This is a genomic window from Erwinia sp. HR93 (assembly GCF_034555055.1).
Classification (GTDB): Bacteria; Pseudomonadota; Gammaproteobacteria; order Enterobacterales; family Enterobacteriaceae; genus Apirhabdus; species Apirhabdus apintestini.
Map to the genome: position 1 here is coordinate 1,244,747 of NZ_JAXUDP010000001.1, position 12,211 is coordinate 1,256,957.

14 protein-coding genes are annotated in these 12,211 nt (G+C 51.3%); 10 read left to right on the plus strand and 4 right to left on the minus strand.

Annotated features, from left to right (window positions below; genetic code table 11):
* Nucleotides 1-4: 4 nt before the first annotated feature.
* Nucleotides 5-1,639 (plus strand): isovaleryl-CoA dehydrogenase, encoded by a 1,635-nt coding sequence (locus SFA31_RS05800; protein WP_322837124.1) that lies wholly within the window; start codon nucleotides 5-7, stop codon nucleotides 1,637-1,639.
* 69 nt (nucleotides 1,640-1,708) lie between these two features.
* Here SFA31_RS05800 and SFA31_RS05805 read toward each other — a convergent pair whose 3' ends face one another.
* Nucleotides 1,709-2,002: a DUF1471 domain-containing protein gene (locus SFA31_RS05805; RefSeq protein ID WP_322837125.1), complete on the minus strand. Its 294-nt coding sequence runs from the start codon at nucleotides 2,000-2,002 to the stop codon at nucleotides 1,709-1,711.
* Nucleotides 2,003-2,543: 541 nt separating this feature from the next.
* On the opposite strand from SFA31_RS05805, the gene yjfP reads away from it, so the two are divergent.
* From yjfP to SFA31_RS05835, 6 genes are all read left to right on the plus strand, one after another.
* Entirely contained in the window at nucleotides 2,544-3,329 is a 786-nt protein-coding gene (gene yjfP, locus SFA31_RS05810; RefSeq protein ID WP_322837126.1) for an esterase, read from the plus strand.
* A 460-nt stretch (nucleotides 3,330-3,789) separates the two neighbouring features.
* Nucleotides 3,790-4,191, plus strand: coding sequence for a 30S ribosomal protein S6 (rpsF, locus tag SFA31_RS05815; RefSeq protein ID WP_322837127.1), 402 nt, complete (start codon nucleotides 3,790-3,792; stop codon nucleotides 4,189-4,191).
* A gap of 6 nt (nucleotides 4,192-4,197) precedes the next feature.
* Nucleotides 4,198-4,512: a primosomal replication protein N gene (priB, locus tag SFA31_RS05820; protein WP_322837128.1), complete on the plus strand. Its 315-nt coding sequence runs from the start codon at nucleotides 4,198-4,200 to the stop codon at nucleotides 4,510-4,512.
* Nucleotides 4,513-4,516: 4 nt separating this feature from the next.
* Nucleotides 4,517-4,744 (plus strand): 30S ribosomal protein S18, encoded by a 228-nt coding sequence (rpsR, locus tag SFA31_RS05825; protein WP_000135199.1) that lies wholly within the window; start codon nucleotides 4,517-4,519, stop codon nucleotides 4,742-4,744.
* 41 nt (nucleotides 4,745-4,785) lie between these two features.
* Nucleotides 4,786-5,235: a 50S ribosomal protein L9 gene (gene rplI / locus SFA31_RS05830; protein WP_322837129.1), complete on the plus strand. Its 450-nt coding sequence runs from the start codon at nucleotides 4,786-4,788 to the stop codon at nucleotides 5,233-5,235.
* A gap of 109 nt (nucleotides 5,236-5,344) precedes the next feature.
* Complete coding sequence (locus SFA31_RS05835; protein WP_322837130.1) at nucleotides 5,345-5,563, plus strand: hypothetical protein; 219 nt, start codon at nucleotides 5,345-5,347, stop codon at nucleotides 5,561-5,563.
* A 360-nt stretch (nucleotides 5,564-5,923) separates the two neighbouring features.
* On the opposite strand, the gene SFA31_RS05840 is transcribed toward SFA31_RS05835, so the two are convergent.
* Nucleotides 5,924-6,454, minus strand: a complete 531-nt coding sequence (locus SFA31_RS05840) for a LysM-like peptidoglycan-binding domain-containing protein (protein ID WP_322837131.1) — start codon at nucleotides 6,452-6,454, stop codon at nucleotides 5,924-5,926.
* Nucleotides 6,455-6,720: 266 nt separating this feature from the next.
* Between SFA31_RS05840 and fklB the strand changes: the two genes are divergently transcribed.
* Nucleotides 6,721-7,341: an FKBP-type peptidyl-prolyl cis-trans isomerase gene (gene fklB / locus SFA31_RS05845; RefSeq protein ID WP_322837132.1), complete on the plus strand. Its 621-nt coding sequence runs from the start codon at nucleotides 6,721-6,723 to the stop codon at nucleotides 7,339-7,341.
* A 635-nt stretch (nucleotides 7,342-7,976) separates the two neighbouring features.
* Nucleotides 7,977-9,386 carry a D-serine/D-alanine/glycine transporter gene (gene cycA / locus SFA31_RS05850; protein ID WP_322837133.1) on the plus strand — a complete coding sequence of 470 codons (1,410 nt, stop codon included), beginning with the start codon at nucleotides 7,977-7,979 and terminating at the stop codon, nucleotides 9,384-9,386.
* A 281-nt stretch (nucleotides 9,387-9,667) separates the two neighbouring features.
* On the opposite strand, the gene ytfE is transcribed toward cycA, so the two are convergent.
* The gene (gene ytfE / locus SFA31_RS05855; protein WP_322839305.1) at nucleotides 9,668-10,333 is read right to left on the minus strand and encodes an iron-sulfur cluster repair protein YtfE; all 666 of its coding nucleotides are present in this window, start codon (nucleotides 10,331-10,333) and stop codon (nucleotides 9,668-9,670) included.
* A 407-nt stretch (nucleotides 10,334-10,740) separates the two neighbouring features.
* Between ytfE and cysQ the strand changes: the two genes are divergently transcribed.
* Nucleotides 10,741-11,484 (plus strand): 3'(2'),5'-bisphosphate nucleotidase CysQ, encoded by a 744-nt coding sequence (cysQ, locus tag SFA31_RS05860; protein WP_322837134.1) that lies wholly within the window; start codon nucleotides 10,741-10,743, stop codon nucleotides 11,482-11,484.
* Here the strand turns inward: cysQ and SFA31_RS05865 are convergent.
* Nucleotides 11,474-12,028: a YtfJ family protein gene (locus SFA31_RS05865; protein ID WP_322837135.1), complete on the minus strand. Its 555-nt coding sequence runs from the start codon at nucleotides 12,026-12,028 to the stop codon at nucleotides 11,474-11,476. The genes cysQ and SFA31_RS05865 overlap by 11 nt on opposite strands.
* Nucleotides 12,029-12,211 lie beyond the last annotated feature (183 nt).

Sequence of the window (12,211 nt, forward strand, 5' to 3'; positions counted from 1 at the left end):
GCTTATGCACTGGCAAACCCACACCGTTTTTAATCAACCACTTCCGTTAAATAATAGTAATTTACTTCTCTCGGACGGTGCGCTCTGCGAAGCCGTCCGGCGTGAAGGCGCCGAATGGGATCTCGATTTTCTCTCCAGTATCGGGCAGCAGTTGGGATCCGCCGAGTCGCTGGAGCTTGGGCGGCTGGCGAATATCAACTCCCCGGAATTATTACGCTACGACGCCGTAGGACAGCGGCTGGATGATATCCGCTTTCATCCTGCCTGGCACCTCCTGATGCAGGGCGTTTGCGCCAGCCGTTTGCATAATCTCCCCTGGCAGGAAGAATCGCGGAAAGGTGCTTTTGTAGCACGGGCGGCGCGCTTTATTCTGCATGCGCAGGTCGAGTCCGGTACGCTGTGCCCGCCAACGATGACCTTTGCCGCTATCCCGTTACTTGCACAATCATTACCTTCCTCTTTTTCAAACTGGATGCCGGCTTTGTTAAGCGATCGCTATGATGCTCGCCTGGTACCGGGAAGCGAGAAGCGCGGATTGCTCATTGGGATGGGGATGACTGAAAAACAGGGAGGGTCTGATGTATTAAGCAATACTACGCGCGCCAGGGCTCTTGGGCGCCGGGGGCCGGGCGAGCCTTACCGGTTAGTGGGGCATAAATGGTTTTACTCCGTGCCGCAAAGCGATGCGCATATGGTATTGGCACAGACAGAAGGCGGCATTGCCTGTTTTTTCCTACCGCGCTTTTTACCCGACGGCCAGCGAAATGCGATACGCATTGAACGCCTAAAAGATAAGTTAGGAAATCGCTCGAATGCCAGCGGTGAAGTTGAATTTCAGGACGCCGTCGGGTGGCTGATAGGCGATGAGGGTGAAGGTGTACGTCAAATCTTGAAAATGGGCAGTTTAACCCGCGTGGACTGCGCGCTAGGCAGCCACGGATTAATGCGCCGGGCATTTTCCATCGCGCTCTATCACGCCTGGCGCAGGCAGGCATTCGGTAAAACGCTCATTGAACAGCCCCTGATGCGCCAACAATTGGGAAGAATGGCACTGTGTCTGGAAGGGCAAACCGCATTTTTATTACGTCTGGCCCGGGCATGCGAAGGACATCGCAATGAAGAAGAACGCCTGTGGCAGCGCCTGATGACGCCCGCCGCAAAATTTACCATATGCCGTGCCGGCACGCCTTTTGTCGGCCAGGCGATGGAGGCGCTGGGGGGAATTGGTTACTGTGAGGAGAGCGAATTGCCTCGTTTATATCGTGAAGCGCCGGTAAACAGCATTTGGGAAGGGGCGGGGAACATCATGTGCCTGGATGTTCTACGCGCACTAACCAAATTCCCGGCGGCGATTGAGTTACTAAATACGCGTTTTGATGCGGTGAAAGGGCGTAACCGTCACTTTGATCGCGCCTGGCGACAGCTCCAGCGGCGTTTATGCAAGCCGCAGGAAGCGCTGGGAATGGAGATAACCTCTCAGCTTGCTTTGCTGGCAGCGGGGGCGGAGCTATTACTGAATTTGACGCCGCCGCTTGCCGAGGCGTGGTGCCGTTTAATGCTGGATCCTCGGGGGGATGTGGTGCTGAATGAACGTGTGCTTGAGACGCTTTTTCTTCGGGCTTCAGGCGGCGTGCATTAGCCGGGGAACATGCACGCGCTAACATTCTGGAGGGCAATAGTGCCTATTGCCCTAATGAGGTTAAGCAATTTAGGCAATTAAAGTCTGCGCATAAATAATTGCCTGCACGTGCCAGCCTGTGGGAGGTGTATTTTCCTGGACGCGAATAATGCGATAGTAGGCCGCGCCCTGTTCGTCGGCCTTACAGGCAACTACCCGGTCGAGATCCTGAATCTCCCTATCCGGCATAGTAAAAGACAGAAAATCCATCTCGTTTAAGCCAGTGACACAATCTGCCGCTACCTCTTCTGCCGGGCGGGCAGCAGGCGTGGCGAATTGTTCAGATAACAATAAAGAAGAGGAAAGCGCGATCATCTGTGTCATAAGCAGCTCCTTTACAATATACCCCACCAGTTATTAGGGCGTCCGTTGCATTACCTCATCCGTTTAGCGCTGGTATTGCATCCATTCTGCACACGAAATGACCGGCGTGCGCAAAGACATATAAATATCAAGAAAATAACAATCAGCCCTTCTTTATATATACAGAATCGTCTGGGTTTTTCCTTAGGCCAGCAAAGAAAATAGCGCGGGTATTTATTTTTCAGAAATAAAGACGGCGTATTTTCTATGGGCTTCAAATATGGGCGATTACGCTAATATACGGTCTTCAGCCTGACGCTTGCTACGGGCACACACGGCTTCAATTAGGTGTGCTTATTCCGCTTGCATTGCGATTTTTCTGTAAGGGACAGTGTAGTCAGCGCGGCGGTCCTGGGCGTGGAAAACTTTTTATTTTGTTACGCACGCCGCGCTTTTATAACGTTATGCGCGTAAAAAGTGTGGGGTTGCTCAAATATCGTGTTATTCCGGGAGCGCTATTTATTATTTGCCGGGTTTTGCAGAAGGTCAGATAAGGATAAATATGATAGAAATCGAAACGCAAATGCTTGACGGTATTGAGATCCTGCACGCCACGCCGGCAGCATTACGCGAGGTCCCTTTGCCAACAGTGCTGTTTTACCACGGGTTTACCTCATCGAAATTGGTTTATAGCTATTTTGCCGTTGCGCTGGCGCAAAATGGGATGCGGGTTGTTATGCCTGACATTGCGGAACATGGCGCGCGTTTTACAGGGGATGCTGCTGGGCGTTTGCGGCGCTTTTGGGAAATTCTGCGCCAAAATTTTGAGGAATTCCCTGTGTTATCCCGGGCGATAGCCGAGCGGGGTTGGATTAAGGATAAGCAATTTGGCGTTGGCGGTGCCTCGATGGGCGGAATGACGGCGCTGGGGTTGATGGCGCGTCATACCAATATCCGCTGTGCGGCAAGTTTGATGGGGTCAGGATATTATTTGACGTTAGGCCACACGCTTTTTCCTCCTGCCGGTATGTCCAGTGCGCAGCAGGGAGCGCAAATCGATGCATATCTGGCTCCTTTGAAAGAGTATGACATTACGCATCGGGTAGCCGATATTGCCGATAGACCGCTTCTATTGTGGCACGGTGAAGATGATGATGTGGTTCCGGCGGCAGAAAGTCAGCGCCTGCAGCAGGCGCTGCGGACGCAGGGGCTTGACGAGAACCTCACCTGGCGGCAGGAAGCGGGCGTAAGGCACCGCATTACGCCCGACGCGCTGGCGGCAACCTGCCGCTTTTTCAGTCGATTCCTCAAAGCGAATGTGTCCGATAATAGAAGGGATACCGATTAATTCTTTTATCAGGCAGTCTGAGGGGAGGTGAGCGAGGTTGCTTTTATCGTTGAGATGGCGTGCTCGCATCTGAAAATTCTTGGTATTTTCTACTTTCTTATTGAGCGGAAAGAACGAACCGGTTGCGTGAAACTCACGCCGTGCCAGGATATACTTCCTGTCGCTCTTTTTCGTGGCAAATGGGTATCTCTTTGCCACAATTAGCCGCTTTTTACTCTATCTGATTGTGACGCATGCAACATCAGTTCACCGCTGCGCCCGTATATTAAGGATAATTTTTGGCAGCATCCTGCCAGAATCCCCCTCGGCTACCGCGTTTAACGTACATTAATGATTGTGTTTACCGTCCCCTGGCCGTAGAATGGCGCGTCAATTTTTCAGCCGTCTTAAACACGTTCCTTGCCTCCCCGGGCCCGGCTGACCCAGACAGGAGGCTGAATAATCCGTAAGGAGCAAATCGATGCGTCATTACGAAATCGTTTTTATGGTCCATCCTGACCAGAGCGAACAGGTTCCGGGCATGATCGAGCGTTATACCGGCATCATCACTGGTGCGGAAGGTACGATCCATCGTCTGGAAGACTGGGGCCGCCGTCAGTTGGCATACCCGATCAACAAACTGCATAAAGCGCATTATGTTCTGCTGAACGTAGAAGCGCCGCAGGAAGCGATCGATGAACTGGAAACCAGCTTCCGTTTCAACGACGCCGTTATCCGCAGCATGGTTATGCGTACTAAACACGCAGTAACTGAAGCCTCTCCGATGGTGAAAGCGAAAGACGAGCGCCGCGAGCGTCGTGACGATTTCGCATCCAGCGATAGTGCTGATTCCTCCAACAATGCTGGGGATTCTGAAGAGTAATCACTGATGGCCAACCGTCTGGCGCTGTCCGGCATTGTATGCAAGACGCCGCTGCGAAAGGTCAGTCCATCGGGAATTCCTCACTGCCAGTTCGTGCTTGAGCATCGTTCAGTGCAGGAGGAGGCCGGTTTTCACCGGCAGGCGTGGTGCAGAATGCCGGTTATCATTAGCGGGCATGAAAACCAGGCCGTTACTCACAGTATAACGGTCGGTGCGCATATTGAAGTTCAGGGGTTCGTGAGTAGCCATCAGGCGCGAAACGGGCTGACGAAACTGGTATTGCATGCCGAACAGATTGAATTGATAGATTCTGGAGACTAGCCAAATGGCACGTTACTTCCGTCGTCGCAAATTCTGCCGTTTCACCGCAGAAGGCGTTCAAGAGATCGACTATAAAGATATCGCTACGCTGAAAAACTACATCACCGAGAGCGGTAAAATTGTCCCGAGCCGTATTACCGGTACTCGTGCAAAATATCAGCGTCAGCTGGCCCGTGCTATCAAGCGCGCGCGCTACCTGTCTCTGCTGCCGTACACTGATCGTCATCAGTAATCGGCCACGGTCCATTAATACGACTTTGAGAGGATAAGGTAATGCAAGTTATTCTGCTTGATAAAGTAGCAAACCTGGGTAGCCTGGGCGACCAGGTAAACGTTAAAGCGGGTTATGCTCGTAACTTCCTGGTTCCGCAGGGCAAAGCTGTGCCGGCAACCAAGAAAAATATTGAATATTTCGAAGCGCGCCGCGCAGAGCTTGAAGCCAAACTGGCAGACGTTCTGGCAGCCGCTGAAGCCCGCGCTGAGAAAATCAACGCGCTGAACAGCGTTACTATCGCGTCTAAAGCAGGCGATGAAGGTAAACTGTTTGGTTCAATCGGTACTCGTGACATCGCTGATGCTGTTACTGCAGCAGGCGTTGACGTAGCGAAGAGCGAAGTTCGCCTGCCGAACGGCGTTCTGCGTACTACCGGTGAACACGAAGTGGACTTCCAGGTTCACAGCGAAGTATTCGCAAAACTGATCGTAAACGTTGTTCCTCAGTAAGTAACTACGTTTGGATTGAGAAAAAACCGGCCTTTGGGCCGGTTTTTTTATTGCCGTAATACATGGATAATCGCTATTAGACTGAGCTTATCGTGGCGAAATCTTACAAATGGCGCGGAGTATTATGGTTTATCATCGCTATTCGCTATTCGCTATTCGCTATTCGCTATTCGCTATTCGCTATTCGCTATTCGCTATTCGCTATTCGCTATTCGCCCGCGTGTTCTGCTCTAATGAGCTACCGCAAAACTGCAAAACTGCAAAACTGCAAAACTGCAAAACTGCAAAACTGCAAAACTGCAAAACCGCTAAACCGCTAAACCGCTAAACCGCTAAACCGCTAAACCGCTAAACCTCAAAACCTCAAAACCTCAAAACCTCAAAACCTCAAAACCTCAGCGGTCTATTTGCATACGGTGCCGTAATATTGCGCCATTTCCCTTCATAGCCGGATATGCGCCAGCGGAATATGCAACGTATCAAACCGCATCATTAACGCCGGAGCCAGCGTTGAGCTAATAGAGAAACACCGCTGTTATTTCAACATAGCGGAACAGCGTGCAAAGGTATTGGCATGAGCTCGTCAACGGATGGGGGCAATACTCCGATTGCGATATAGGGTTTCAAAGATATCCTGCCGCCGAACAGGGTTCGGCGCATAAAGCAAAAGAAAGCATTAGACAGAAAATTAATGCACGCGCAGAAAATGCCCTTCCGGCTGGCGGGTAAACAGCGCATTTTCGCCGCTGCCTTCCAGCGTTAGCCCTGTTATTATGCCGCTGGCATTTTGACGAATTTTCACCCACTGCCCGGTTTGCAGATGGCTGAGCGGGTTTCCTGTACCATCGATTTTCGCCATTTCGTAGGCATCAGCAGGCGGAAGATTGTGATCGCGGAAAATCTGCGCAAGAGTTTTCCCCGGTTCAACCTGATAGGCTCGCCACTGAGCCTGAATATCATTATCCTGAAAAGGAACGGGAGCCTGGTGAGATTGTTGTGGAGTATCAGGCGTAGCTGCTGAGCGGGCGGGCGCGTTCACGGGTGCTCTGGAGTGGCGGGTATCTTCGTCAGAAGGCAGTAACACACCAATAACAATCAGCAAAGCGCCCAGTATAATCCCCCGGCGGTGCATAATTGGTAAAGGATCCATTAACCGAATATTGGCCGGCGCGTGCCAAATCCGCGCCAGTAAAGGTGTCATTACGAACCGCGTTGGCATGCATTCCTCCTGCTCCATTTAAAATGGGGAACCCCCATCATCGTTATCGTGTGTATAGCTGCACGCAGCCGGGGCGGGCGATACACGCGATATCCTGTTTAGTATAGACGCTAACATCTTGATGAATGTGGCGTTCCCGGCATATGAAACGTTAACACGCTATGGTTTTCTTTTCACGCCGGTTTACCACCGCGATGAGCATTGTACCTGACGTATCGGGGCTGTTATGCTGCCCATTACTCTTAAAAGCAATGTAAGGAAAATCCATGACAACCCCTTCTTTTGATAGCATTGAGGCGCAGGCAAGCTACGGGATCGGTTTACAGGTCGGTCAGCAGCTAAGTGAATCTGGCCTGGAAGGGCTTCAGCCTGAGGCGCTGCTGGCAGGGTTGCGCGATGCGCTGGAAGGGAATGCCCCGGCTGTGCCGGTTGACGTTCTGCATCGCGCGCTGCGTGAAGTGCATGAGCGCGCAGAGGCTGTGCGTCGCGAGAGTCAAAAAACGCTGGCGGCGGAAGGCGAGAAATATCTGGAAGAAAACCTGAAAAAAGACGGCGTTAGCAGTACGGAATCTGGTCTGCAATTTCGCGTTATTACCCAAGGCGAAGGCGCAATTCCTTCACGCCAGGACCGCGTGCGCGTTCACTATACCGGTAAGCTAATTGACGGCACGGTGTTTGACAGTTCTGTGGCGCGCGGTGAGCCAGCAGAATTCCCGGTAAGTGGCGTTATCGCCGGCTGGATCGAAGCGCTGACGCTGATGCCGGTTGGCTCCAAGTGGGAATTAACAATCCCTTACCAGCTGGCCTACGGAGAGCGCGGCGCGGGCGCGTCTATTCCTCCATTCAGCACGCTGGTTTTTGAAGTGGAACTGCTGGATATTCTGTAATCGATAGTTGAAAGAAAGGAGCGCTGCAATGCTGTTTTGTTCGCTCCTTTATTACCTGCTTAAGCCTGCCTTCCCACAGATGCATTTTGGCGAAGCCCGCCGTGTGAAATTAGATACATAAGCCTGGTGCTCGATTTTTAAGGCGTCGATTTTCCCTGTCTGGCCGAGCGTGGCGTCGTATTCATCGCTGAGTCGTTTTACTTCTCCCAATGGTGGTTTTTATTTTTTCCGATACGCCGTTGATATTCACGCGACCGCTACATTTGCAAAACCCGCCGATTACCCTGCGGGCTCGAAGCGTCATTAATGCCTGATACACCGCTTCTTAAGTCATAATCGGCAGGAATATCAACAGAGTCATTAAGTTCAGTAATAATTCTCTGCAAAAGTAATCCAATAAATAACTTTATCTTGCAAAGAGAAGAAGGAAGGGTATTTTTGTGAGTCGATTCTCGGTTTACGAATTAGATGACACTTTAATAAAACAATTAATTAACATTTCATTCAAGATAGGATATGAACATTTTCATATCCAGCGGTTTGCCGGGCAGTCTCCGCCTCGCCGCAGGCGCAAACACACGCGAAAAAGGCCAACAGAGCCTGCAAACAACACAACACGCTTACAGGATAAAAATATGGTAGACCAGATAAAAGTCACGCAGGAGGTTGAGGTGCCCGCCGAGCGCTCGCTGCGGCGCAATTTAACCAATCGTCATATTCAGCTGATCGCCATTGGCGGCGCCATTGGCACCGGTTTGTTTATGGGATCGGGGAAAACCATTAGCCTTGCCGGGCCTTCAATTATCTTCGTCTACATGATAATTGGCTTCATGCTGTTCTTTGTTATGCGGGCGATGGGGGAGCTGTTGCTCTCTAATCTGGAATACAAATCTTTTAGTGATTTCGCCGCCGATTTACTCGGCCCGTGGGCAGGCTATTTTACCGGATGGACTTACTGGTTTTGTTGGGTTGTCACCGGTATGGCGGACGTCGTGGCGATTAGCGCTTACGCACAGTTTTGGTTTCCCGGCCTGTCTGACTGGGTGGTTGCGCTTGCGGTGATTGTATTACTGCTCAGCCTGAATTTGGCGACGGTAAAAATGTTTGGCGAGATGGAATTCTGGTTTGCGATGATAAAAATCGTCGCCATCGTTGCGCTAATTGTTATTGGGTTAGGGATGGTGCTCATGCACTTCCAGTCGCCGGGCGGCGTCGAAGCCTCATTTACTCACCTTTGGAATAATGGTGGCTGGTTTCCAAAAGGCGTTAGCGGCTTTTTTGCCGGGTTCCAGATAGCCGTCTTTGCGTTTGTAGGCATTGAATTGGTGGGCACTGCGGCGGCAGAAACGAAAGATCCTGAGAAATCGCTGCCGCGGGCAATTAACTCAATTCCCATCCGCATCATTATGTTTTACGTTTTTGCACTGATAGTGATTATGTCCGTGACGCCATGGGCGTCGGTGGTGCCGGATAAAAGCCCGTTTGTTGAGCTGTTTATGCTGGTGGGTTTACCCGCTGCCGCCAGCATTATCAACTTTGTGGTATTAACCTCCGCCGCCTCTTCAGCGAACAGCGGCGTATTCTCAACCAGCCGCATGCTGTATGGCCTGGCGCAGGACCGGGTTGCCCCGCAGGCGTTTGCCAAACTGTCAAAACGCTCCGTGCCGGCGAAAGGGTTAACTTTCTCCTGTATGTGCCTGCTGGGCGGTGTGGTGATGCTTTATATTAACCCCAGCGTAATTGCCGCCTTTACGATGATTACTACCGTATCGGCGATTTTGTTCATGTTCGTCTGGACTATTATTCTGTGTTCTTATCTGGTTTATCGTAACAAACGCCCACAATTACATGCGCAATCCGTCTATAAAATGCCGCTTGGTAAAGCGATGTGCTGGGTATGTATGGCGTTCTTTGCTTTTGTAGTGGTGCTACTAACGCTGGAAGCTGATACGCGCCAGGCGCTTATTGTGACGCCAGTGTGGTTTATTCTGCTGGGGATATGCTGGATATTCATTGGGAAAAGGCGAACGCTTAATAAACGTTAACCGGGTGATGATAATTTGCCGTGTTTTCAGTACCGGCCATGTAAAAGTGGCCGGTTTTTTATCTGTTTTTAAAACAATAGCCGCGTGCCGTAGGATATATCACGACGTTAGGGAAAACGGCCGGAAGCCTGTGCCAAAACATTGGTACAACGGGTTTTCCGCCAGCGATAGCTATTGCGTCGTGAATCGATAGCTATCGTGGCGTTTTGAGCCTGTCACACCCGAACATAGCAGCGGTAGCAGGGCGAATAACCGGGGTAATCTCTGCTGTATCGCCGTGCTTACCGATCGCCCGCCAGCGCGCGTGGGAACAGCACATTGTTCTCCAGACTGATGTGATTCATAAGATCGTCAATCATATCGTTAATGCCGTTATACATCGCGCGCCAGGTGGTGCACGCCTCGGCAGGGGGCGTAACGTTATTAGTGATGTGCTTAATCACTTCCAGCAGCTCGCCAGCCTCATCGTGCTCGCTTTCCATAACGCTGATAGGCCCTGCTGTTTGAGTACCTAAACCCTGCTTGATCATGGGGAACAAGATCTGCTCTTCCTTCATCATATGGCTGGAAAGTTCCTCATTGAGCTGCGTAAGGTATTTTGCCAGACCGCGCGGAACGCTCGATTTTTCGGCGTGAACGCGTTCAACTTTGGTGGCCTGTAAGATGAGTTCAGGCAATTGTTCGCGGTGTCTGTCATGGTAGCGCACGATAATATGGTCGATAATCTCGGATAGCGGGGCGGTGCGCCATTCTTTTTCAGGCGCTTCCTGCGCTAATAGGGCCAGTTCTGCTTCAATGGTATCCAGACACAGCTCGCGGCGAGCCGCCGCACGTTCCAAAGTTTGCCGTCCGCCGCAGCAAAAATCGAGGTCGTACTTACGGAACAACGCGGATGCCCGAGGGATTGTTAAAGCCAGTTCGCCTAACGGTTGATTGCGATACAGCATCATGTGTGTCCTTATCGATAAAATTTAAGATGCATTTTAGATGCATCTTTTTGTGGGTGATATAACCCTTCAGGAGTATGTTAAGGCGTAAAACCTGAGGTGCTGCTGTATACGGCGCTTAGGGTGATAGGCCGCTGCGATTTTAATGTTTAACGATGTCATGTATGCCTGACTATAAACAGGAAATAGCGCCTGTCAGCCTGAGCTGGTTTCTCTGATTTAGGGTATCCGGGCTGTTTATCTCAGAGGTTGCCTGCGTTACGCTAAACTTGATTGCATCGTATTTAGTGCGCACGTCACAAATGTGCAGTAGCACCTGAAGCCGCTGCGCTTTGAGCGACAGCCAGAACAATACACTCAGGAAGACGGATGAGTCTGTCGTTCGGCACGACATAATGAGGTGGACCATGATAGAAAATATTTGCCAGCTTGCCATGACGGCCGGTGAGGCCATTATGCAAGCCTACAACGGCAAGAGTCCGGTTGAGACCTATCAGAAAGTGGATAACTCTCCGGTAACGGCAGCGGATATCGCGGCGCATAAAATTATTGCGCAAGGGCTGCACGGCCTCACTCCGGATATTCCCGTATTATCAGAAGAAGATCCTCCCTCCTGGAGTGAGCGGCAGCACTGGCGGCGCTACTGGTTGGTCGATCCGCTGGATGGCACTAAAGAGTTCCTTAAACGTAACGATGAATTTACCGTCAATATTGCGCTGATAGATGATGGCAAACCTGTATTGGGCGTAGTGTATGCTCCTGCACTGAAGGTCATGTACGGTGCCAGCGAAGGAAAAGCGTGGAAAGAAGAGGGGGGTACGCGCCACGAAATTCATATTCTGGATGCCCGCCCTCCGCTGGTTGTGATTAGCCGTTCTTACGGCGACGATCCTGAATTGGTGGAGTACCTGCATCAACTTGGCGAACACCAGACAACGTCGATAGGGTCTTCCCTTAAATTTTGTCTGGTGGCCGAAGGCAAAGCGCAATTATACCCGCGCTTTGGGCCAACCAATGTGTGGGACACCGCCGCCGGGCACGCGGTAGCCGCAGCCGCTGGCGCACGGGTCCATGACTGGCAGGGGCGCACGCTGGACTACACGCCCAGAGAGTCGTTTCTTAATCCCGGTTTTCGCGTCTCTATTTTTTAACCAGCTCGTGCAGTAGGGCAATGACCTGCTGCACCTCTTCCTGAGTGAGCGCGCCGTCTTTAGCAAAGCGTACGCGGCCGTCTTTATCCAGCACGACAATGGCAGAGCCACCGGCATCAAGCTGCCAGGCTTTAGACGCCAGGCCTTTGTCGTCGACAATGAACTGCGACCAGGGATACTGCTTTTTATTACTCTCAATACTGGTGCGGACAAACATGCCGGTACCGGGAATGGCATCGTCGGTATTCACAATCGTAGTGGTCTGGTAAAGCTGACGAGGCAAATCTGCTGTCTTGATCGCCTCAATCAGCGCAGCATTTTTCTCTTTTGCCGATGCGCGGCCGGCGATGTGCTGTAATACGCGCACTTTTCCCTCAAGCCGGGCGCTATTCCAGTTTTTATAGCTAAACGTATCCTGTACTAGCTCCAGTTCGCCCCGGTCAGATATGCCAACCGGGGCAACGCGTTGGCCAGAAATCAGGTTATGCGCGAAGACGGGGAGCGATAGCAGACACAAGCCTGCCAGTATGGCGCGTAAAGTCATGAAAACTCCTTAAGTGTTTGAGCTTATGGGCTGATGTAAATCCTGTCTCATCTACAGCTTATGCAGAGTTAGTCGCGCTTTCACGCAATGTTAATGCCAGTTTGTGGGCCGGTGCACATATCCACACAATTTTGAATACTTATACTAACTAGTATGGAGAACTTAAAAGAAAGCTCTGAAAGA

Excerpts from the sequence above, each read along its gene's own strand:
- cysQ (WP_322837134.1), top strand. The coding sequence starts at position 10,741 with ATGATAGAAAATATTTGCCAGCTTGCCATGACGGCCGGTGAGGCCATT.
- fklB (WP_322837132.1), top strand. The coding sequence starts at position 6,721 with ATGACAACCCCTTCTTTTGATAGCATTGAGGCGCAGGCAAGCTACGGG.
- rpsR (WP_000135199.1), top strand. The coding sequence starts at position 4,517 with ATGGCACGTTACTTCCGTCGTCGCAAATTCTGCCGTTTCACCGCAGAA.
- SFA31_RS05800 (WP_322837124.1), top strand. The coding sequence starts at position 5 with ATGCACTGGCAAACCCACACCGTTTTTAATCAACCACTTCCGTTAAAT.
- rpsF (WP_322837127.1), top strand. The coding sequence starts at position 3,790 with ATGCGTCATTACGAAATCGTTTTTATGGTCCATCCTGACCAGAGCGAA.
- rplI (WP_322837129.1), top strand. The coding sequence starts at position 4,786 with ATGCAAGTTATTCTGCTTGATAAAGTAGCAAACCTGGGTAGCCTGGGC.
- SFA31_RS05835 (WP_322837130.1), top strand. The coding sequence starts at position 5,345 with ATGGCGCGGAGTATTATGGTTTATCATCGCTATTCGCTATTCGCTATT.
- SFA31_RS05840 (WP_322837131.1), bottom strand. The coding sequence starts at position 6,454 with ATGCCAACGCGGTTCGTAATGACACCTTTACTGGCGCGGATTTGGCAC.
- yjfP (WP_322837126.1), top strand. The coding sequence starts at position 2,544 with ATGATAGAAATCGAAACGCAAATGCTTGACGGTATTGAGATCCTGCAC.
- cycA (WP_322837133.1), top strand. The coding sequence starts at position 7,977 with ATGGTAGACCAGATAAAAGTCACGCAGGAGGTTGAGGTGCCCGCCGAG.
- SFA31_RS05805 (WP_322837125.1), bottom strand. The coding sequence starts at position 2,002 with ATGACACAGATGATCGCGCTTTCCTCTTCTTTATTGTTATCTGAACAA.
- SFA31_RS05865 (WP_322837135.1), bottom strand. The coding sequence starts at position 12,028 with ATGACTTTACGCGCCATACTGGCAGGCTTGTGTCTGCTATCGCTCCCC.
- priB (WP_322837128.1), top strand. The coding sequence starts at position 4,198 with ATGGCCAACCGTCTGGCGCTGTCCGGCATTGTATGCAAGACGCCGCTG.
- ytfE (WP_322839305.1), bottom strand. The coding sequence starts at position 10,333 with ATGCTGTATCGCAATCAACCGTTAGGCGAACTGGCTTTAACAATCCCT.